Source organism: Actinomycetospora cinnamomea (assembly GCF_003096675.1).
In the GTDB taxonomy this organism is placed as follows: Bacteria; Actinomycetota; Actinomycetes; order Mycobacteriales; family Pseudonocardiaceae; genus Actinomycetospora; species Actinomycetospora cinnamomea.
Genome location: NZ_QEKW01000005.1, coordinates 140,388 through 160,711 on the forward strand (window position 1 = coordinate 140,388; position 20,324 = coordinate 160,711).

Genomic DNA, 20,324 nt, shown 5'->3' on the forward strand with positions numbered 1-20,324 from the left:
CCACGGCAGGTGGTCGGTCGCCCTACCATCGGTAGACGTGACCGCTTCGGTGCTGGTGACCGTCGTCGTGGCCCTGGTGGCCGCGACGCTCGGCGCCGTCGTCGGGGCCGCCGCCGTCCGCCGCCGGGCGGGTGCCGGGCCGGAGCGCTCGCGCGGCCCCACGGTGGCCGAGCTGCTCGCACGGCTGGTCCGCCGCTCGCAGTCGGGCATCGCCGTCATCAACCGTTTCGGCGACGTCGTGCTGTCCAACGAGCGCGCCGAGGCCCTGGGGGCCGTCGTGGACGCCCGCCCCGCCCCGCGGCTCGCCGCCGCCGCCGAGAAGGTCGCCGCGGGTGGCGAGGCGTGCGAGGTCGACCTGTCGCCGGCGTCGCACCCGCCCGGCTCGACGCCGCAGACGATCGTCGCGCACGTCCGGTCGCTGGGGGACGGGTTCGTCGTCGTCGACGCGACCGACACCTCGGCGGCGGTGCGGTTGGAGGCGGTCCGCCGCGACTTCGTCGCCAACGTGGGCCACGAGCTCAAGACGCCGGTGGGCGCGCTGGCCGTGCTCGCCGAGGCCGTGCTCGACGCGGACGACCCCGACGAGGTCGCGCACTTCGCCACCCGCATCCTCAACGAGTCCCACCGCCTCGGGGCGCTCGTCACCGAGCTGATCTCGCTGTCGCGGCTCCAGGGCGCCGACCGGTTGCCCGAGCTGGTGCGTGTCGACGTCGACGAGGTGCTCGCCGAGGCGATCCACCGCGTCCGGGTGCCGGCCGAGGCCGCCGCCAGCGCGGGCGGCGACGACGCGGGGTCCGACCCCCGGGGACGCTTCCTGCTCGACGAGCCCAGCGGGCTCGAGGTGGCCGGCGACCGCACCCTGCTGGTCACGGCACTGGCGAACCTGTTGGAGAACGCGGTGGCCTACTCGCCGGAGGGCACGCCGGTGTCGGTGCGTCGGCGCCGGCAGGGCGACCGCGTCGAGATCTCGGTGACCGACCGGGGCATCGGCATCGCCCCGGAACACCAGCAGCGGGTCTTCGAGCGCTTCTTCCGCGTCGACCCCGCCCGCTCCCGCGCCACCGGTGGCACGGGGCTCGGGCTCGCCATCGTCAAGCACGTCGCGGCCAACCACGGCGGCGAGGTCCGGTTGTGGAGCGAGCCCGGGGTGGGTTCGACGTTCACCCTCCGGGTCCCGGCCGCCCCCGCCGAGGACGAGCCCGAGACCCCGTTGCACGGCCTGGAGGCCGGACTCGCCCTCACCACGGCGGGGCCGGGCACGCACCCGACCCCGTCGGTCACCGGAGGTACGACATGACCCGCGTGCTCATCGTCGAGGACGAGGAGTCCTTCGCCGACCCGCTGGCCTACCTGCTGCGCAAGGAGGGGTTCGAGACCTCGGTGGCGGGCACCGGTGCCGCCGCCCTCGACGACTTCGAGCGCCACGGCGCGGACATCGTCCTGCTCGACCTCATGCTGCCCGGGATGAGCGGCACGGACGTGTGCAAGGCGCTGCGCCAGCGATCCTCGGTCCCGGTGATCATGGTGACCGCGCGCGACGCGGAGATCGACAAGGTGGTCGGCCTCGAGCTCGGCGCCGACGACTACGTCACCAAGCCCTACTCGGCCCGCGAGCTGATCGCGCGCGTCCGCGCCGTGCTGCGCCGCGGCCAGGACAGCGAGGCCGACGGCGCCGCGCCGGCGGGCGGCGAGCGCCAGGTCCTCGAGGCCGGCCCGATCCGCATGGACGTCGACCGGCACGTCGTCTCCGTCGTCTCCGACGGCGGCAGCACCGAGGTGCCGCTGCCGCTCAAGGAGTTCGACCTCCTCGAGTACCTCATGCGCAACGTCGGACGGGTGCTCACCCGCGCCCAGCTCATCGACCGCGTGTGGGGCGCGGACTACGTCGGCGACACCAAGACCCTCGACGTCCACGTCAAGCGCCTGCGGGCCAAGCTCGAGCCCGAGCCCTCGGCGCCTCGTCACCTCGTGACCGTCCGGGGCCTGGGCTACAAGCTCGACGCGTAGGGCCCGTTAGACTCCCGACCGTGCGACTCGGGGTCCTCGACGTCGGCTCGAACACCGTGCACCTGCTGGTGGTCGACGCCCAACGCGGTGGGCACCCCACGCCCACGCACTCCACCAAGACGGCGCTGCGCCTCGCGGAGCACGTGCGCGACGGCCGGCTCGGGGACGAGGGCGCCGACGCGCTGGTGGAGGCCGTAGCCTCGGCCCGTCGCCAGGCGCTCGACCTCGGGTGCGAGGACCTGCTGGCGTTCGCCACGTCCGCGGTGCGCGACGCGTCCAACTCACCGGCCGTGCTGGAGCGCGTCCGCGACGAGGCCCAGGTCGACCTGCAGGTGCTCTCCGGCCCGGACGAGGCGGCGCTGACGTTCCTCGCGGTGCGCCGCTGGCTCGGGTGGTCGGCGGGCCACCTCATGGTGCTCGACATCGGTGGCGGCTCGCTGGAGATGGCGGTGGGCCGCGACGAGGCGCCGGTGCACGCCATCTCGGTGCCGCTCGGGGCCGGGCGCCTGACCCGCGACTGGTTCACCGCCGACCCCCCGCAGCGCCGCGAGCTCAAGGCCCTGGGTGAGTACGCGCACGAGGTGCTCGCGTCACCCGCGCAGACGCTGCTCGGCGAGGGCCCGCCCGACCGCGCGGTGGTCACGTCCAAGACGTTCCGCTCGCTCGCGCGCCTCACCGGCGCGGCGCCGCGCAGCGCCGGCCCGCGGGTGCGTCGCACGCTCACCGCCACGGGGCTGCGCCAGGTCGTGGCGTTCATCTCCCGCATGAGCTCCGCCGACCTCGCCGAGCTCGAGGGGGTCAGCGCCAGCCGCAGCCACCAGCTCGTCGCCGGGGCGGTCGTCGCCCACGAGGCGATGACCGCGCTGGGCCTCGAGCAGGTCGAGGTGTGCCCGTGGGCCCTGCGCGAGGGGATCATCCTGGGTCGTCTCGACCAGCTGCAGCCGGGCGGTGGGATGCTGTCGGTCGGCGGCCCCCTCGCGACTGGACGGCCGACACTGCACGAGGCACGGTAGGCGGCGTGAACAGGGACGACGGGCCTCGCCAGGGCACCCAGCGCAGCGTGGCCGAGCTCCTGGCCGCGTACAGCGCCGAGTCCCAGCAGACCCGGCGTCGCCGCAGCGCCGAGCCCGACGAGCCGCCCGCGCCGGCCGCGCCGCCCCTGGCGGACGACCGGTACGACGACGGCCCCGACGAGCGCTACGACGCCGGGTACGACGCCGGGTACGACGCCGGCTACGACCCCGGCTCGGGCTACGACACCGGAGGGTACGAGCGCGGTCACGACACCGGGGGCTACGAGACCGGTGGGTACGACCGCGGGTACGACCCCGGCAGCTACGACACCAGGAGTCACGACCGCCGGTACGACGCCGGGGACCGCGACACCGGCCAGAACCGCGGCCTCTACGGCCCCGCCCACGGGCGCGGCCCTCACGACGGACCGGGGCACCACGGCTACGGCGTCGCGGGCGGTGGCTGGGGGCCGACGGAGCCGCCCCGGCGGGATCCCTGGGCCGCCCAGCCGCCCGGACCGCCGCCCGGACCGCCGCCCGGACGCCCGCCCGGCCCGCCTCCCACGGGGACGCAGGCGTTCGGCGCCCCGCCCGCACGGCCCGCCGGTCCGCCCGGCCCGCCGCCTCCCGGTCCCCGCGCGGTGCCCACCGCGGGTCCGACCGTCATCCCCACCGTCCGCGTCGGCGACGCCGGGCCCACCACCGCCGCCTCGCCGGCCGCGCGTCCGGCGGGCGCGCCTCCGCCCCGGGGCGGCGACGACGACCGCGGCGGACCGTCGACCGCCGCCTCGCCGCTGGCCCGCCCGGACCTGGACGACGACGAGTCCGACGACCTCGACGACCTCGACGACCTCGACGACGGGGTGGACGACGACCGGGACGCGCCCGCCGGCCTCGGGCGCGCTCCGCGGCGCACGCACGTCGACGACCGGGACCTCGAGGACGACCTCGACGTCGAGGACGACGAGGAGTACGACGAGGACCTCGACGACGAGCCCCGCCCCACGTCCGCCCGGGACTGGCTGGTCATGATCGTCCAGCTCGTCGTCGGCGCCCTGCTGGGCGCCGTGCTGTGGACCGTCTTCTCCTACCTCTGGCAGGAGCAGCCGGTGGTCGCGCTCGTGCTCGCGGCCGCCGCGACCACCGGGCTGGTGTTCGGTGTGCGGGCCCTGCGGCGCTCCGACGACCTGCAGACCACGGTGCTCGCCGTGGTCGTCGGCCTCGTCGTCACCGTCTCACCGGCCGCGATCGTGCTGTTGAGCCGCTGACCCGGTGACCTCCCGCCCCGTCCCCTCCGGGGGTCCTCCGGTCGCCATGTCCACCGCCTCGGTGTTCCCCGAGCCGATGGACTCGGCCTTCGAGGTCGCCGCCGAGCTGGGCTACGACGGCGTCGAGCTCATGGTGTGGACCGACCCGGACAGCCAGCACCTCGCCTCGGTCGCCCGCGCCTCCGAGCGCACCGGGATGCCGGTCCTCGCCGTGCACGCCCCCTGCCTGGCGATCACCCAGCGGGTGTGGAGCCCGGACCCCGTCGAGCGCCTGCGCCGCAGCGCCGTCCTCGCGGCGAGCCTCGGCGCTCCCACCGTGGTGCTGCACCCGCCGTTCCGCTGGCAGCGCCGCTACGCCCACGGGGTCGGCCGTCAGGCCGAGGAGCTCGAGCGTGCCCACGGCGTGCGGATCGCCATGGAGAACATGTTCCCGCTGCGCCGGGGGCGCCTGCGCTGGTCGAGCTACACGCCCGGCCACGACCCCACGACCCCTGGCGCCCGCTGGTACACCCTCGACCTCTCGCACACCGCCACCGCGGGCGACGACGCGCTCGCCCTGCTCGACCGCATGGGCGAGCGGCTCGTCCACCTCCACCTCGCCGACGGAACAGGCCTGTCCCGCGACGAGCACCTCGTGCCCGGGCGCGGTACGCAGCCCTGTGCCGAGGTCTGCCGACGCCTCGGCGCGTCCGGCTTCGACGGCGCCGTCGTCGTCGAGATCAGCACCCGCCGCGCCCGCTCCCGCAACGAACGCCTCGACATGCTCGCCGAGTCGCTGCTGTTCGCCCGCCTGCACCTGGGCACCGACCTGCCGCGATCGCCCGTCTGAACCGCGGAGACATCGGCCTCCTCCCTAGAACGGTGGGGGTCGTCGGTGGTGTCGTCGGTGGCGGGGGTGGGGGTCGGCGTCTGGTGGTGTTGCTCGGGCGTGGTCCTCCAGACCCTCCACCCAGGTCACAGAGGAGTAACGATCGCCCGGCCGCCGTTGGGCTCGTTCCGTGGTCGTGGCGAGCTACGGCGTGGTGAGCCGGTCGGGGACGGTCCGCGGGCGGGGCGGGTGACGCCCGCACACCGCCTGGAGCGGCCGGCCCCCGACCGGCCGCCTGCCGCCGGAGCGATGATCGAGTACGTCGAGGAGGATCGCCCCATGGCGAGCGACGCGGAGCGCGGCGGAGCCGGCGCCGGACGGACGGTGGCGGTCCTGGGCGGCGGGAAGATCGGTGAGGCGCTCCTGGGCGGGCTGGTCGCCGCCGGACGCGAGCCGGCGAGGCTGCTCGTCGTCGAACCCGTCGCGACGCGGGCCCGGGAGCTGACCTCGCGCCTGGGGGTGCGGGCCGTCGACGCGGCCGGGGCGGCCCGCGAGGCGGATGTGCTGGTGATCGCGGTGAAGCCCGCCGACGTGCCGGGCGCCCTCGACGCGGTGCACGACGTCCTCGCCGGCCGCGCGCCCGGGGAGGACCGGCCCACCGTCGTCTCGCTCGCCGCCGGCATCCCGACCACGGCGCTCGAGACCCGCCTGCCCGTCGACACGGCCGTCGTCCGGGTCATGCCCAACACCCCGATGCTCGTCGGGCGGGCGATGTGCGTGCTGTCGGCCGGCGCGGCGGCGGGGGAGCCGGAGCTCGCGGCGGCCGAGGAGCTCCTCGCGGCCGTCGGGCGCACGGTGCGCGTGCCGGAGGCCCAGCAGGACCTCGCGACGGCCCTCTCGGGGTCGGGACCCGCCTACGTCTTCCTGCTCGCCGAGGCGATGGTCGACGCCGGCGTCGCCCTCGGCCTGCCGCGGCCCGTGGCCACGGAGCTGGTGAGCGCCACCGTCGACGGGGCGGGCGGCCTGCTCACCACGCCCGGCAGCGACGGCCGCGGCGACAGCGACGGTGGGGCGCCGCACCCGGGCCTGCTGCGCGAGGCCGTCACCTCGCCCGGCGGCACCACCGCGGCCGCGCTGTCCGCCCTCGAGGCCGACGGCCTGCGCGCGGCGCTCGCCCGCGCCGTGGGCGCCGCCCGGGACCGCTCGGCCGCGCTCGGACGCCAGTACGGCTGACGAGCGCCGGGCGGACGGAGAGCCCCGTTCGTCGTGACGGGATCGTTCCCCGGCGCCGCGGCGTGGACGCTTGACGCGCCTCGACGCGCGGCCACCGCACGAGAGGGTGGAGTCGAACCAGACGTCACACCCGTCCCGCTACCCTCACCCGCACAGCACGGCGTGTCGAACCGTCGGGAGGGGAAGCCCGGCGGCACGGCCTGTGCACGGGAGTGAGACCCATGCCCCAGAACAACACGACGGGCGCCGGCCCTCGGCGGGCCGAGGGCGACAACCTGGCGAGGGTGCAGTTCCTGACCGTCGCCGAGGTGGCCGCCGCCATGCGCGTGTCGAAGATGACCGTCTACCGGCTGGTGCACAACGGGGAGCTGCCCGCGGTGCGCGTCGGCCGCAGCTTCCGGGTGCCCGAGGACGCCGTCCACGAGTACCTCCGGGGCTCGTACTTCGACGCCGGCTGACCCGCGCGGCTCCCCGGAGCCGTACCCCTCCACACCGGCCGTCCACGCGGCGGCCGGTACGGTGGTGTGTCCGCGACCGTCCGGTCGCCCTCCTGCCTCCACGAAAGGTTCGCCCGTGGGTTCGGTCATCAAGAAGCGTCGCAAGCGGATGTCGAAGAAGAAGCACCGTAAGCTGCTGCGCAAGACCCGGGTGCAGCGCCGCAAGCTCGGCAAGTAGCCCCCGGCCGGCGCGGCCGGGACCGCACGTCCGCTCGACCGCAGGAGATGTCCAGGCCATGTCCGAGGCGCCGTCCGTCGTCCTCGTCACCGGGGTGAGCCGCTTCCTCGGCGGCCACCTCGCGGCCCGACTGGCGTCCGACCCGTCGGTCGAACGGGTCCTCGGGGTCGACACCACGCCCCCGTCGCGGGAGATGCGCCGGCGGATGGGCCGCGCCGAGTTCGTGCGCGTGGACATCCGCAACCCGCTCATCGGCAAGGTCATCTCCACCGCGAAGGTCGACACCGTCGTCCACGCGTCGCTCTCGGGCAACCCCGGCCAGTCCGGGGGGCGCTCGATGATGATGGAGATGAACGTCATCGGGACGATGCAGCTGCTCGCGGCGTGCCAGCGGTCGGACACGGTGCGTCGGCTGGTGGTCAAGTCGACGTCCGCGGTCTACGGCGCGAGCTCGCGCGACCCGGCGGTGTTCACCGAACAGACCGAGCCGAAGGCCATCCCGCCCGGCGGGTACGCCAAGGACGCGGTCGAGATCGAGGGCTACGTCCGCAGCTTCTCGCGCCGTCGCCCGGACATCCCGGTGACCACGCTGCGGTTCGTCAACCTCATCGGCCCGCGGATCGACACCTCGTTCGTGCGGTACTTCTCCCTGCCCGTCGTGCCGGTGGTGCTGGGCTACGACGCACGCGTGCAGCTGCTGCACGAGGAGGACGCGGTGGCGGTGCTCGAGCGCGCCGCGGCGCACGACCTGCCCGGGGTGTTCAACGTCGGCGGCGACGGGGTGCTCATGCTCTCCCAGGCGATCCGGCGCGCCGGGCGCGTACCGCTGCCGATCCCGCAGCCCGCAGTGCCCCTGGTCGGCCGCTTCACCCGCCGGGCCCGCCTCGTCGACTTCTCGCCGGAGCAGATGCGGCTGCTCAACTTCGGTCGCGTGGTGGACACCACGAAGCTGCGCACCGAGTTCGGCTTCGCGCCACGCTGGACGACGGTGCAGGCGTTCGACGACTTCGTGGCCGGGCGCGGACTGCGCCCGATCATCGACCCCGCGCGGCTGGGCCGGGTGCAGGACGCGGCGCTCGCCGTCGCCCGCGCCCTGCCCTCCGGCACCTGATCGACCGACACCCGGACGAGAGCAGCCCCGTCCGGGCGACCGCCACCTGCGGAGAGGAGACGTCATGCCCGAGGCCCGGGTCATCCCGTTGCGGTCCGACGGCGGGCGTCCCCGCTCCCGTCAGCGGCCGGCGCCCCGCCGGGCGAGCCGCCCCGGCGTCGGACCGCTGACCGAGCGCACCGCGGCGGCCCGCGGGCTCACCGAGGACGGGGAGGCCACCGAGGCCGTGCCGAGCACCGGTGGCGAGCTCGCCACCCTCCCGCGGCCCGAGAGCTCGACCGAGCTGGAGGAGCGGGTCGCCGAGGTCGGCGAGTTCCTGCAGCGCCGCCTCACCGGCCGGTACACGGTCGACGACTTCGGCTTCGACCGGGACCTCACCGAGCACGTCGTCATGCCGCTGCTGCGCCCTCTCTACGAGCGCTGGTTCCGCGTCGAGACGATCGGCACCGAGAACGTCCCGCTCTCCGGCGGCGCGCTGCTCGTGGCCAACCACTCCGGCACGCTGCCCCTCGACGCGCTGATGACCACGGTCGCGGTGCACGACGACCTGGCCGTGCCGCGCTACCTGCGCATGCTGGCCGCCGACCTCGTGTTCGGGCTGCCCGGGGTCGGTGCCGCGGCGCGCAAGGCCGGGCACACACTGGCCTGCAACGCCGACGCCGAGGCGCTGCTGGGCGCCGGCGAGCTGGTGGGCGTGTGGCCCGAGGGCTTCAAGGGCATCGGCAAGGACTTCGCCGACCGCTACAAGCTGCAGCGCTTCGGCCGTGGCGGCTTCGTCTCCGCCGCCCTGCGCTCCGGGGTGCCGATCATCCCGTGCTCGATCGTCGGCGCCGAGGAGACCTACCCCAAGATCGCCGACATCGGCCCGCTCGCCCGCCTGCTCGGCGTCCCGTACTTCCCGGTGACGCCCACCTGGCCGCTGCTCGGCCCGCTGGGCCTCGTGCCGCTGCCCTCGAAGTGGTACATCGAGTTCGGCGAGCCCATCCCGACCGATGCGTACGAGCCGGGGTCGGCCGACGACCCGATGCTGGTCTTCAACCTGACCGACCAGGTGCGCGAGACGATCCAGCAGACGCTCTACCGCCTGCTCGCGGGCCGGCGGAACGCGTTCCTGGGCTGAGCGACGGTCAACCGACGAGCCGGCGGCGGTACGCCAGGCCACCGACGACGGCGCCGGCGACCGCGCCGGCGCCGAGCACCGAGGGCACGCCGATGCGTGCGGCCTTGCGCCCGGAGCGGAAGTCGCGGATCTCCCAGCCCCGCTGGCGGGCCATCTGCCGAAGGTCCGAATCGGGGTTGACGGCCACGGCCGTGCCGACCACGGACAGCATCGGGGCGTCGTTGACCGAGTCCGAGTACGCCGCGCAGCGACGCAGGTCGAGGCCCTCGCGGGCGGCCAGCGCCCGCACCGCGTGGGCCTTGGCCGGGCCGTGCAGCAGCTCGCCGACGAGCCGCCCGGTGTAGACGCCGTCCTCGCTCTCGGCCACCGTGCCCAGCGCGCCGGTGAGCCCCAGCCGTCGGGCGATGATGCGGGCGAGCTCGAGCGGCGTGGCGGTCACCAGCCACACCCGCTGCCCGGCGTCGAGGTGCATCTGCGCCAGCGCGCGCGTGCCCTCCCAGATGCGGTCGGCCATGAGCTCGTCGTAGATCTCCTCGCCGAGCCGGACGAGCTCGGCCACCGACTGCCCGGCGACGAACGAGAGCGCCTGCTCGCGGTGAGCCCGCACGTCGTCGGGGGTGCCCTCGCCACCGAGGCGGAACTTGAGCTGCTGCCAGACGAAGCCGCGCAGGTCGGAGCCGGAGAAGAAGTTGCGCGCGGCCAGGCCGCGGGCGAAGTGGAAGATCGACGCGCCCATCATCATCGTGTTGTCCACGTCGAAGAACGCGGCGGCGGTGAGGTCGGGCGGGACCCGCGGCGACGGCGGCGCGCGGTGGATGTCCGGGGCGTCCGCCGCCGCGGCGGCGGCCGCCGGGCCCCCGCCCGCCAGTTCGCCGTCCGGCGCGCCCTCGGGTGCGCCCGCGGGGGCGGTGACGATGCCGGCCGAGGTCTCCCCGCTGCTCGGGTCGGTGGTCGGCCCCGCGCTCTCGGGCACGGTCTCGAGGAGTTCGGAGGCGGTGGGCGCCACGGCCGGGTCGCGGAGCGCCGCCTCGGCCGACGCCTCACCCGCGCGGAGCGCGGCCTCGCGCTCCGCCTGCATCCGGCGCTCGCGCCGTCGTCCCACCGCCGCGCCCTCCCGTCGTGTCCGTCCCGGAGCCGTGCCGCCGGGCGCGGGACCGGTGGACCCGCCGACGGTGCGGCTCACCCTAGTCGGCACCCCCGACCGCCGGGGTCCGCGCAGCGGCCTCGCCGGCCGCCCCCGCGATCACCCGAGGCTGAGACCGGGCAGGCCGGGCAGCAGCGGCGGGACGTCGACCTGCGGCAGCAGCGGCACCGGCAGCGGCACCTGCACCGGGTCGGGCTGCGACGTGCGCTCCTCGCGCGTCTCCGAGGTGGACCGGGCGGAGTTCTCGTCGCCGGTGCCGGTCGAGCTCTCCTCCGACCGGGTGGTGGTCGTGGTGGTCGTGGTCGTCGTCGTGCTGGAGGTCGTCGACGTCGACGTCTCGGTGGGCGTCACCGGGGCGGCGGTCGTCGCGTCCGTGCCCTCCTCGCAGTCGCCGGTGGGCAGCGGGCCGAGGTCGTCGGACGCCGTGCCGGCCTCACAGCGCTCCGGTCCGCCGAGGACGGTGGCGCGCTGGCTGAGGCGCTGGAGCATCTGCTGGGAGCCGGCGGCGGCGGTGCGCCCGTCCTCGTCCAGCGAGGGGCGGAGCGTGTCGAGGCGGGCCGACTGCGTCCGTGCCCACTCCGCGAGCTCGGCGGGCGACGGGCCCGTGGGCTGGGCCGCGAGCGGCAGGATCAGCCGCGACCCGGTGCGCGCCTGCTCGTCGAAGCTGCGCAGGTTCTCCAGCACGAGGCCGGCCTGGTCGGTGTCGAGGCCCGCGGCCACCGGCCCGGCCCCCGCCGCCGTGGTGCCGCTGCGGCCGACGAGGTCGGAGACCTCCTCGAGGCGGATGGCGGCGAACTCGAGGTGCTTGAGGCCCTTGGCCTCCTGCCCGCTGGTGAGGCCGAGCTCGGCGGACTCGGACGCGCGCTTGATGCCGTAGAGCATCTCGCCGGGCAGCGCGCCCCGGCTGAGCAGCACGGTCAGCGCGCCGAGCAGGAGCACCGCGCACGCGCCGGTGACCAGCGAGGACAGCAGCCTCGTGGCGGGCCGCCGCGAGGACGCGCGGGCGGCGGGACGGGCGTCGGCGGGACGGTTGCTCCCGCGCCGGGCGGGGCGGCGCGCGCCCTCACCGGTCCGGCCGGCCCCCCGACCGCCGGCCGGACCGGAGTCCGTGGCGGAACGCAGCACCCGGGTGCGCTCGCGCGGGGCGTCCGCGTCGGCGGCACCGCCCGTGATCTCCGCCATCACCGCGGCGCGCATGCGGGCGCTCGCGGCGGCGTCGGGCCCCGGGGTGTCGCGGCCGGCGGAGCGCAGGGCCGCGGCGACGTCGAGGACGCGGGCGAGCTCGGGGTCACCGGCCCGGGGATCGGGGTGCGCCGGACGCACTGGGTGACCAGTGGCGTCCCGCTGCTCCCAGACGCGAGCGAACAGCTCGTCGTCCCCGTCGTGCCCGCTCGACATGCCGCCCGTCCTCACCGTCCGCGCGTCACCTTGCGTGCGCGCCGTGCTCGTCGCAGAGGGAAACGACCGGACGGGCGACCGGTTACGTCTCTGCGGTGTGCGGTTCGAACCACAACGATGTGACTCACCGCAGGCCCTCGGGCAACAGTTGAGCGAGGCGGCGCACCGCGCGGTGCTGCAGCGCCTTCACCGCGCCCTCGTTGCGGCCCATGATCTCGGCGGTCTCGGCCACCGAGAGCCCCTGCAGGAAGCGCAGCGCGATGCACTCCTGCTGGTCCTCGCCCAGCTTCGCGACGCATCGCAGCAGCTCCGCGTGGGTGGCGCCGGCGATGACCTCGTTCTCCGGACCCGGACGCAGGGTCGCCGGCGCGACGTCGGCCACCTCGGCGTGCGAGCTCTCGAGCCGGTAGCGGCTGGACTTGACGTGGTCGAGCACGAGGTTGCGCGCGATGGTGACGAACCACGCACCGATGTCGCGGCCCTGGTAGCTCACCGAGGCGATCCGGCGGTAGGCGCGGACGAACGTCTCCTGCGTGAGGTCCTCGGCCGCGGGGCGGTCCCCGAGACGGAAGAGCACGAACCGGAAGACCGTGTCGTGGTAGCGGTCGAACAGCTGCCCGAACGCCTGGGTGTCCCCGTCCTGGGCGGCGCGGACCAGCGCCCAGCCCTCGGCGGTGTCGTCGTCGGGGATCGCGTCGGCGATGTCGTCGGGCAGCCCGTCCTCGGGCTCGTCCGCCGCGCCGGGAGCGGCGGGACGGGCGGGCTCGACGGCGGGCACGAGCGGCACGGCCGCGGTGGGCGCGGCGGCGAGGGCGTCGCCGGCGGCGTGCCCGTCCACGGGAGCGCCGGGAGCCGGGGGCGCGGTCGGCGGCAGCGGGCCCGACCCGGCACGGGGCGCCGGCGCGCCGACGCCGGGGTCGACCTCGTCGAGCGGCGGTCCGCGGCGGGCCGCCCGCGCGTCGACGGCGGGCGTCGCGTCCGCGGGCGTCGGGGGCCAGGTGTCCTCGCGGCGGCGCTGGGCGGGGTAGAGCGGCGCGGTGGGCGGCGCCGCCGGCCCGTGCCCGTCGAGCACCCGCCCCGGCGGGGTGTCGGTGCCGGTGGCGCCGTGGCGGGCGCCGCCCCGGGCCGCGGTGCGGCCGGGACCGGGCTCGTCGCCGGGGTCGGGTGCCGCGCGCCTCACGGCGCTCCGGGCGGTCGCGGGTCGCCGGGCACGGGCCGACGGCCGGGGGCGGGGGAGACGGCGACGAGGGTGCCGACGACGGCCCGCGCGCACACGCGGTCGCGACGTCCGGCAACGTCGGACATGCCCTCTCCCTCGATCGACTCCGAGAAGGATCCCCCGGCGAGGGGGCGTCGTCGGGGGAGCATACGTGCGGCGTGAGGACCCCTGTCACCGGCGCGGGCAGCGGGGGGCGCACCCTCTCCGACCTGCACCGACGGTGCGACGAGCGGCTGTTCAGGGGCCGCCGACCACGCCGTCGGCGGGTCCGCGCCGCGTGGGAGACTGCCGCCGGACGGGGCGCGGAGCGACGTCGGGAAGGGGGCGACGAGCCGGTGGCGGACGAGCGGTCCGACGAGCGGGCGACGGCGTCGGTGGGCGGTGCGACGGGCGGTCGTCCCGGCGCCCGTCCGGGTGGCGTGTCACCCGGGGAGCCGGAGCAGGACCCCGCTGCGCGCGTCCTCGTCCTCGTGCGGGCCCACTGCCGGACCTGCGACCGGATGGAGGGCGTGGTGCGCGAGATCTGCGGGCGGCTCGGCGAGGAGCACGTCGTCGTGGACGTCGACGGCCCGGAGGTCGACCCCGAGTGGCGCGCCGAGTACGGCGACCGGATCCCGGTCACGCTGGTCGACGGCGTGGAGGTCGGGTCGTGGCGCCTCGAGCCCGCCGACCTGGTGCGCGCCCTGGACGGGCCGACCCCGTGACCGCACCCGCGCCGGCCGACGTGCCGATCCTGCAGACCGCGTCGTCGCTGGTCGTGCTCACCGCCGACACCTACACGTCGCTCCGCGCGCTGCCCTACGGCGGCGGTGCCACGGCGCTCGCCCCCGTCCGTGACCTGCTCGTCGCCGCGGTCGACGCCCTCGACCGCGCCCGCGCCGACCTGGCCGACGCGACGCGGGCCGCCGGCGGGCGGGTGCAGACCGAGCCGGACCCCCGGTACGCCCCGGTGGTCGAGCAGGCGCTGCCCACCGTGCGCGGGCCCGGGGACGTCGTCGGCCTCGCGCTCACCCTCGAGGACGTCCTCGCCCAGACGCTCGTGGCCGACGTCGTCGACCTCTCCGCGCCCGGCGTGCGGCGCACCGTCGCGGGTCACGCGGCCGCGTCCGCGCAGCGCAAGGCTCTGCTGCTGACCCTCCAGACGCTGCTGTCCACCGGGCGAGCCGAGCTGGCGGCGGTGCCCCCGGACCTGCTCGCGCTGCCCCCGGCGGCGGGCACGGTCGGCTTCCCCGACGTCCTCTTCCCCACCGAGAAGGCGTCCCCGGCCACCGAGGGGGCCGTGCGATGAGGGACCGGGCGATGGGGGACGGGGCGATGGGGGACGGGGCGATGAGGCCGGGGCTGCCCCGCCGCCGCTTCCTCGCCGGGCTCGGCGCACTGGCCGGCACCGCGGCGCTCGCCGCGTGCGCCGACACCGCGCCCGGCGCGCCGGCACCCTCGGGGACCCCGGCCGGGCCGCCGCCCCCCACGACCACCACGGCCGCCGCGCCGGCCTACACCGGCGAGGCGGCGCTGCTGGCCCTCGGTGCGGCGGTGTCCGGACTGGCCGGCGACGTCCTCGGCCAGGCCGCGGCCGGCGCGGGCCAGGGCCGGTACGGGGCGGTGCCGGCGGTGGTGTCGTCCTTCCTGTCCGGCGCGGCGGCCCAGCACGTCGCCCACGCCGAGGCGTGGAACCGGCTGCTCGCCGCCGGCGGGCGCCCCGAGGTCAGCGGCTCCCCCCTCACCGCCGCGCCGGCGGTGCGGGAGCGCCTCGACGCCGCGCTCGCCCCGGTGGACCTGCTGGGCCTGGCCGCCGACCTCACCGGGACGGTCGCGGCCACCGTCACCGCGCTCACCGGCGAGCTCACCGAGGCCGGCGCGATCGCCCTCGCGGCGGGGGTGGCCCCGGTCGCGGCGATGCACGGCGCCACCGCCGGGTTCCTGCTCGGCCGGCCGCCCACCGCGCCGGCGGACCCCACCGCCGGAGCGCTGGGCACCGACGCCCTCACCGTCTGAGCCCGCGGGTCGGCCGGACGGCGCACGGGAACGGCCGGGCACCGCGTGGTGCTGTTCCACACGTGGCGGCGCAGCGCGGGCCGGCGCGCCGACTGGCAGACTGGGAGCCACCGCCGGTCGGTGCACGACGCGGCGCGGTCCGCGTCGGCGCGGCGGGTGGTCGAGCCCACGGCCGAGGCGGTCCGCGGCGATTTTGTGCGTGCGTTCACGAGCGCTAGCGTTGGTGACGATCCAGGGCGTCCCCATGGTGGGACGCCCCTCGTGCCCCGGGCACCCGCGGTGGGCGGGGCCCGACCACACAGGGCCGTGCGGGCAGTGAGCAGGCACGACAGGAGGCGCCGGGAAGTGACGGTCGATCGCGGCACCCGCCCCACCCGGCGTGCGGTGCCCTCGACCCGGCCGCCCGGGGAGGGCCTGGCGACCGCCGACGCCGGCGGCGCCGCGCGTCCCGTCCCCGCCGCCACCGTCGCCCGCCTGGCGGTCTACCTGCGCGTGCTGACCACCCTTCTCGACGAGGGGCGCACCGTGGTGTCCAGCGAGGAACTGGCCGCGGCCGCGGGCGTGAACTCCGCGAAGCTGCGCAAGGACCTCTCGCACATCGGCTCGTCCGGGGTGCGCGGGGTGGGCTACGAGGTCTCCCGCCTCACCGCCGAGGTCGAGGCCACGCTGGGCCTCACGCAGCCCCACGCGGTGGCGCTGGTCGGGGTGGGCAACCTCGGGCACGCGCTCGCGGGCTACGGCGGGTTCGCCCAGCGGGGCTTCCCCGTCGCCGCGCTCTTCGACGTCGACCCCGCGCTGGTCGGCACCGAGATCGGCGGGGTCGAGGTCGTCCACGCGTCCGAGATCCCGCGGGTGTGCGCTGAGCGCGGGGTGACCATCGGGGTGGTGGCGACGCCCGCCCGGGCCGCCCAGGAGGTGTGCGACCACCTCGTGGCCGCCGGCGTACGCAGCATCCTCAACTTCGCGCCGACCGTGCTGGCGGTGCCCGCCGGCGTGGAGGTGCGCAAGGTCGACCTCGCCGTGGAGATGCAGGTGCTCTCGTTCCACGTCGCCCGCCGGCACGGCAGCGTGCCGGCCGCCGGGCCCGTGACCGGCACGACCGCCCCGACCGCACCGACCCCGCGAGAGGCGGTCACCCGATGAGCCTGCTGCTGGTCGGCGTCTCGCACCGCACCGCCGAGGTGCCGGTGCTCGAGCGGGTCGCCGTCTCCGCCGACGACACCCGCAAGGTCCTCGACGACCTGCTCACCGGCGAGCACGTCACCGAGGCGATGCTCGTCTCCACCTGCAACCGCGTCGAGATCTACGCGGTGGTCGAGACCTTCCACGGCGGGCTGACCGAGGTCTCGACCGTCCTCGCCCGCCACGCGCACGCCGAGGTCTCCGACCTCACCGACCACCTCTACGTGCACTACGCCGGCTCGGCGGTGGAGCACCTGTTCTCGGTGGCCGCGGGGCTCGACTCGATGGTCGTCGGCGAGGCCCAGATCCTCGGCCAGCTCCGGGCCGCCTACAACGACGCCCGCGAGCTGGGCTCGGCCGGCCGCGTGCTGCACGAGCTCGCCCAGCAGGCGCTGCGCGTGGGCAAGCGGGCCCACGCCGAGACCGGCATCGACGCCGCCGGCGCCTCGGTGGTCAGCGAGGCCCTCGCCGACGCCGAGGTGGCGCTCGGGGGCCTGGCCGGCCGCCGCGCGCTGGTGGTCGGCGCCGGGTCGATGGGTGCGCTGTCCGCCGCGCACCTGCGCCGCAGCGGCGTCGCCGACATCGTGCTGGCCAACCGTTCGGAGGAGAACGCGGAGCGCCTCGCGGTCGCCCTGCGCACCGAGGGCGCCACCGCCCGTGCGGCCGGCCTCGACGCCCTGGCCACCGAGATGGCCACCGCCGACGTCGTCGTGGCCTGCACCGGGGCGATCGGCACGGTGATCGGGCTGGACGACGTGCGGAGCGCGCTGGCCGGGCGGGACACCTCGGCGACCCGGCTCGTGGTCTGTGACCTCGGCCTGCCCCGCGACGTCGACGCCCGCGTCGGCGACCACGACGGGGTCACGGTGGTCGACCTCGCCGCCCTCGGCGAGCGGCTGCGATCGGCGAGCGCGGGCCGGGCGGTCGCCGAGGCCCGCGCCGTCGTCGCCGAGGAGGTGCGCGCCTACTTCGCCGCGCAGCGCACCGCCGAGGTCACGCCCACCGTCACGGCCCTGCGCCGGCGTGCCGCCGAGGTGGTCGACGCCGAGCTGCTGCGCCTGGCCGGGCGCCTGCCCGAGCTCGACGACCACTCCCGCGGCGAGGTCGCCCAGACCGTGCGCCGCGTGGTCGACAAGCTGCTGCACACCCCGACCGTGCAGGTCAAGCGCCTCGCGCAGTCGCCCGGCGGCGACACCTACGCCGAGGCGCTGCGCGAGCTGTTCGAGCTCGACCCCCAGACCCCGGCGGCCCTGGCGGCCACCGAGACCGTCGACCCGCGCGCGAGCGTCGAGCCCGGCGAGCCCGTGGACCAGGCGCTGGCCGTGGACACCCGCACACCCGGGGGGCGTCGATGACCGCCGCCCCGGGCACGACCGACGCGCTGACCGGCGCCGGTGCGCGCACCATCCGGATCGGCACCCGGGCGAGCCTGCTCGCCCGGACGCAGACCGACATCGTGGCCTCGGCGCTGACCGCCGCCGGGGCGACGGTCGAGATCGTCACGATCTCCACGTCGGGCGACCGCAGCCAGGCGGCGGGCACCCCGATCGCGCAGACCGGCGTCGGCGTGTTCGTCACCGCCCTGCGCGAGGCCCTGCTCGCCGACGAGATCGACGTCGCCGTGCACTCCTACAAGGACCTGCCGACCGCCGGTGTGCCCGGGCTGGTGCTCGCGGCCGTGCCGGCCCGGGAGGACCCGCGGGACGCGCTGGTGGCCCGCGACGGCATGGTGCTGGGGGAGCTGCCGCCCGGCGCGGTGGTCGGCACCGGGTCGCCGCGGCGCATCACGCAGATCGGCGCGCTGGGCCTGGGCCTGGAGCTCGTGCCGATCCGCGGCAACGTCGACACCCGGATCGGGAAGGTCACCCGCGGCGAGCTGGACGCCGTGGTGCTGGCCCGGGCCGGGCTGGCCCGCCTCGGGCGCGCGGGCGAGGTCACCGAGGTGCTCGACCCCCTGCAGGTGCTGCCCGCCCCAGCCCAGGGCGCGCTGGCCTGCGAATGCCGCGCCGCCGACCCTGCGGCACGGAGCGAAGCGGAGCTGTCGCGCCAGAGGCAAGATGCAGCGCTCGCCGCGCTGCTGCGCGACACGCTGCACGACGCCTCCGTCGCGACCGCCGTGACCGCCGAGCGCGCGGTGCTCGCCGGTCTCGGCTCGCCGTGCAACGCCCCCGTCGGGGCGCTCGCGGAGGTCGTCGAGGACCTGGACGACGACGGGCGCGTCGTCGAACGGCTGTCGCTGCGCGCGGTGGCCGCCACCGCGGACGGCGCGCTGGTACGCGCGTCCGCCACCGGGGAGACCGAGGACGCCGAGCGGATCGGCCGGGAGCTGGCCGACGAGCTGCTCGCCGACGGGGCGGAACCGAAGGGGGTCGCGGGAGACGCAGCGCAGCCCGTGCGCGACGCACCGCACCCCCCGCCCGCCTCCTGAACACCACGATGGGAACGGAAGACATGACAGCACCCTCGACGACCGCCGGCCGGGTCGCCTTCGTCGGCAGCGGACCCGGGGACCCCGGCCTGCTGACCGTGCGCGCCCGCGACGCCCTCGCCGCCGCGACGCTGGTCGTGGCCGACCGCGGCGTCCCCGCGGACGTCCTCGGCCTGCTGCCGTCGTCGGTGACGGTGCGCCCGGTCGGCCAGGCGGGCGACGACCCCACGGCCGGTGGCCCCGCCACCGACGCCGTGGTGGCGCCCGGCTTCGCCGCGGACGACCCCGCCGCCACCGGCGCGGGCCCCGCGCCGGCCGACCCCGACACGCTGGCGAGCACGGTCGTCCAGGAGGCCCGTGGCGGCGCCTCGGTGGTGCGCCTGGTCCTGGGCGACCCGCTGACGCGCCCCGACGTGGTCACCGAGGTCCGAGCCGTCGCCGCGGCCGGCGTACCGTTCGACGTCGTGCCCGGCATGCCCGCCGACACCGCGGTGCCGACCTACGCCGGGGTGGCGCTCGGCCCGGCCCACACCACGGTCGACCTCACCGCCGGCGACGCCGTCGACTGGGCCGCCCTGTCGGTCGCGCCCGGCCCGCTCGTGCTGGCTGCCACCGCCGACGACCTGGCCACCGCGTCGGCCCAGCTCGTCGAGAACGGCTGGAAGCCCGGCACCCCGGCGCTCGTCACCACCGCGGGCACCGGCTCGCGCCAGCGCACCGTCGAGACCAGCCTCGACAAGCTCGCCGCCGACGGCGCCGAGCTCGAGGGCCCGCTCGTGGTGACCCTCGGCGACGCCGTCACCGACCGCGCCACGCTCTCCTGGTGGGAGTCCCGCGCGCTGTACGGCTGGCGGGTGCTCGTGCCGCGGACCAAGGACCAGGCCGGCGCGATGAGCGACCGCCTGCGCGTCCACGGTGCGGTGCCCGAGGAGGTGCCGACGATCGCCGTCGAGCCGCCGCGCAGCCCGGCGCAGATGGAGCGCGCGGTCAAGGGCCTGGTCGACGGGCGCTACCAGTGGGTGGTGTTCACCTCGGCCAACGCCGTGCGCGCGATATGGGAGAAGTTCGCCGAGTTCGGGCTCGACGCCCGCGCGTTCTCCGGCGTCAAGATCGCCTGCGTCGGTGAGGCCACCGCGGACGTGGTGCGCTCCTTCGGTGTGCACCCCGAGCTCGTCCCGGGCGAGGAGACCGAGCAGTCCTCCGAGGGCCTGCTCGAGGTCTTCCCGCCGCACGACGACGTCCTCGACCCCGTCGACCGCGTGCTCCTGCCCCGTGCGGACATCGCCACCGAGACCCTCGCCGAAGGCCTGCAGCAGCGCGGCTGGGAGATCGACGACATCACCGCGTACCGCACCGTGCGCGCGGCCCCGCCGCCCGCGCCGGTCCGCGAGGCCATCAAGACCGGCGGGTTCGACGCGGTCTGCTTCACCTCGTCGTCCACGGTGCGCAACCTCGTCGGGATCGCGGGCAAGCCGCACGCCCGCACGATCGTGGCCTGCATCGGCCCGAAGACCGCCGAGACCGCGACGGAGTTCGGGCTGCGCGTCGACGTCAAGCCCGACGTCGCCGAGGTGCCCGCGCTGGTCGAGGCCCTCGCCGCCCACGCGAACAAGCTTCGTGCCGAAGGCGCCCTGCCCCCGCCGCGCAAGACGAAGGCCCGCAAGCGCTAGCTTGGCGCTCCGCGCTCGTGCGTGCCCTACCGGCGTGCTGTATCGGATCCGTG

21 protein-coding genes are annotated in these 20,324 nt (G+C 76.5%); 17 read left to right on the plus strand and 4 right to left on the minus strand.

All coding sequences use genetic code 11. From position 1 onward, the window contains the following. The first annotated feature begins 37 nt into the window (after positions 1-37). From C8D89_RS11860 to C8D89_RS11910, 10 genes are all read left to right on the plus strand, one after another. Positions 38-1,297, plus strand: a complete 1,260-nt coding sequence (locus C8D89_RS11860) for a sensor histidine kinase (protein WP_116708325.1) — start codon at positions 38-40, stop codon at positions 1,295-1,297. Next, the gene (locus C8D89_RS11865) at positions 1,294-2,007 is read left to right on the plus strand and encodes a response regulator transcription factor (protein WP_116708326.1); all 714 of its coding nucleotides are present in this window, start codon (positions 1,294-1,296) and stop codon (positions 2,005-2,007) included. The genes C8D89_RS11860 and C8D89_RS11865 overlap by 4 nt, the downstream gene beginning before the upstream one ends. 20 nt (positions 2,008-2,027) lie before the next feature. After that, the gene (locus C8D89_RS11870) at positions 2,028-3,020 is read left to right on the plus strand and encodes a Ppx/GppA family phosphatase (RefSeq protein ID WP_116708327.1); all 993 of its coding nucleotides are present in this window, start codon (positions 2,028-2,030) and stop codon (positions 3,018-3,020) included. Between the two features lie 5 nt (positions 3,021-3,025). After that, the gene (locus C8D89_RS30745; RefSeq protein ID WP_165825665.1) at positions 3,026-4,288 is read left to right on the plus strand and encodes a hypothetical protein; all 1,263 of its coding nucleotides are present in this window, start codon (positions 3,026-3,028) and stop codon (positions 4,286-4,288) included. A gap of 46 nt (positions 4,289-4,334) precedes the next feature. After that, on the plus strand, positions 4,335-5,117 hold the full coding sequence (locus C8D89_RS11885; protein ID WP_116708330.1) for a sugar phosphate isomerase/epimerase family protein: 783 nt from the start codon (positions 4,335-4,337) through the stop codon (positions 5,115-5,117). 318 nt (positions 5,118-5,435) lie between these two features. Further along, on the plus strand, positions 5,436-6,329 hold the full coding sequence (gene proC / locus C8D89_RS11890; protein WP_116708524.1) for a pyrroline-5-carboxylate reductase: 894 nt from the start codon (positions 5,436-5,438) through the stop codon (positions 6,327-6,329). A 221-nt stretch (positions 6,330-6,550) separates the two neighbouring features. Continuing rightward, a complete protein-coding gene (locus tag C8D89_RS11895) occupies positions 6,551-6,787 on the plus strand; it encodes a helix-turn-helix domain-containing protein (protein WP_116708331.1) in 237 nt (78 codons plus the stop codon). A 115-nt stretch (positions 6,788-6,902) separates the two neighbouring features. After that, complete coding sequence (locus C8D89_RS11900; protein ID WP_010241351.1) at positions 6,903-7,004, plus strand: 30S ribosomal protein bS22; 102 nt, start codon at positions 6,903-6,905, stop codon at positions 7,002-7,004. Positions 7,005-7,062: 58 nt separating this feature from the next. Further along, the gene (locus C8D89_RS11905; RefSeq protein WP_116708332.1) at positions 7,063-8,115 is read left to right on the plus strand and encodes an NAD-dependent epimerase/dehydratase family protein; all 1,053 of its coding nucleotides are present in this window, start codon (positions 7,063-7,065) and stop codon (positions 8,113-8,115) included. Positions 8,116-8,179: 64 nt separating this feature from the next. Continuing rightward, complete coding sequence (locus C8D89_RS11910) at positions 8,180-9,235, plus strand: lysophospholipid acyltransferase family protein (RefSeq protein ID WP_116708333.1); 1,056 nt, start codon at positions 8,180-8,182, stop codon at positions 9,233-9,235. Between the two features lie 7 nt (positions 9,236-9,242). On the opposite strand, the gene C8D89_RS11915 is transcribed toward C8D89_RS11910, so the two are convergent. The 4 genes from C8D89_RS11915 to C8D89_RS30750 all read right to left on the minus strand — a co-directional run bounded on the left by C8D89_RS11915 (position 9,243) and on the right by C8D89_RS30750 (position 13,082). Then, the gene (locus C8D89_RS11915) at positions 9,243-10,313 is read right to left on the minus strand and encodes an HAD family hydrolase (protein WP_423716992.1); all 1,071 of its coding nucleotides are present in this window, start codon (positions 10,311-10,313) and stop codon (positions 9,243-9,245) included. Between the two features lie 165 nt (positions 10,314-10,478). Continuing rightward, a complete protein-coding gene (locus C8D89_RS11920) occupies positions 10,479-11,777 on the minus strand; it encodes a DUF5667 domain-containing protein (protein ID WP_116708334.1) in 1,299 nt (432 codons plus the stop codon). A 124-nt stretch (positions 11,778-11,901) separates the two neighbouring features. Further along, complete coding sequence (locus C8D89_RS11925) at positions 11,902-12,492, minus strand: sigma-70 family RNA polymerase sigma factor (protein ID WP_243418057.1); 591 nt, start codon at positions 12,490-12,492, stop codon at positions 11,902-11,904. Between the two features lie 461 nt (positions 12,493-12,953). Beyond that, a complete protein-coding gene (locus tag C8D89_RS30750; protein ID WP_279323380.1) occupies positions 12,954-13,082 on the minus strand; it encodes a hypothetical protein in 129 nt (42 codons plus the stop codon). 249 nt (positions 13,083-13,331) lie between these two features. Between C8D89_RS30750 and C8D89_RS31105 the strand changes: the two genes are divergently transcribed. The 7 genes from C8D89_RS31105 to C8D89_RS11960 all read left to right on the plus strand — a co-directional run bounded on the left by C8D89_RS31105 (position 13,332) and on the right by C8D89_RS11960 (position 20,271). Further along, entirely contained in the window at positions 13,332-13,700 is a 369-nt protein-coding gene (locus C8D89_RS31105; protein ID WP_423716978.1) for a glutaredoxin family protein, read from the plus strand. Then, positions 13,697-14,284, plus strand: a complete 588-nt coding sequence (locus C8D89_RS11935) for a ferritin-like domain-containing protein (RefSeq protein WP_116708335.1) — start codon at positions 13,697-13,699, stop codon at positions 14,282-14,284. The genes C8D89_RS31105 and C8D89_RS11935 overlap by 4 nt, the downstream gene beginning before the upstream one ends. Before the next feature lie 41 nt (positions 14,285-14,325). Beyond that, a complete protein-coding gene (locus C8D89_RS11940) occupies positions 14,326-14,991 on the plus strand; it encodes a ferritin-like domain-containing protein (protein WP_165825666.1) in 666 nt (221 codons plus the stop codon). 345 nt (positions 14,992-15,336) lie between these two features. Continuing rightward, complete coding sequence (locus C8D89_RS11945; RefSeq protein WP_165825667.1) at positions 15,337-16,134, plus strand: redox-sensing transcriptional repressor Rex; 798 nt, start codon at positions 15,337-15,339, stop codon at positions 16,132-16,134. Beyond that, on the plus strand, positions 16,131-17,528 hold the full coding sequence (locus C8D89_RS11950) for a glutamyl-tRNA reductase (RefSeq protein WP_116708338.1): 1,398 nt from the start codon (positions 16,131-16,133) through the stop codon (positions 17,526-17,528). Before C8D89_RS11945 ends, C8D89_RS11950 begins: the two co-directional genes overlap by 4 nt. Next, the gene (gene hemC / locus C8D89_RS11955) at positions 17,525-18,601 is read left to right on the plus strand and encodes a hydroxymethylbilane synthase (protein WP_116708339.1); all 1,077 of its coding nucleotides are present in this window, start codon (positions 17,525-17,527) and stop codon (positions 18,599-18,601) included. The genes C8D89_RS11950 and hemC overlap by 4 nt, the downstream gene beginning before the upstream one ends. A gap of 23 nt (positions 18,602-18,624) precedes the next feature. Beyond that, the gene (locus tag C8D89_RS11960; RefSeq protein ID WP_116708340.1) at positions 18,625-20,271 is read left to right on the plus strand and encodes a bifunctional uroporphyrinogen-III C-methyltransferase/uroporphyrinogen-III synthase; all 1,647 of its coding nucleotides are present in this window, start codon (positions 18,625-18,627) and stop codon (positions 20,269-20,271) included. The last annotated feature ends 53 nt before the right edge of the window (positions 20,272-20,324 follow it).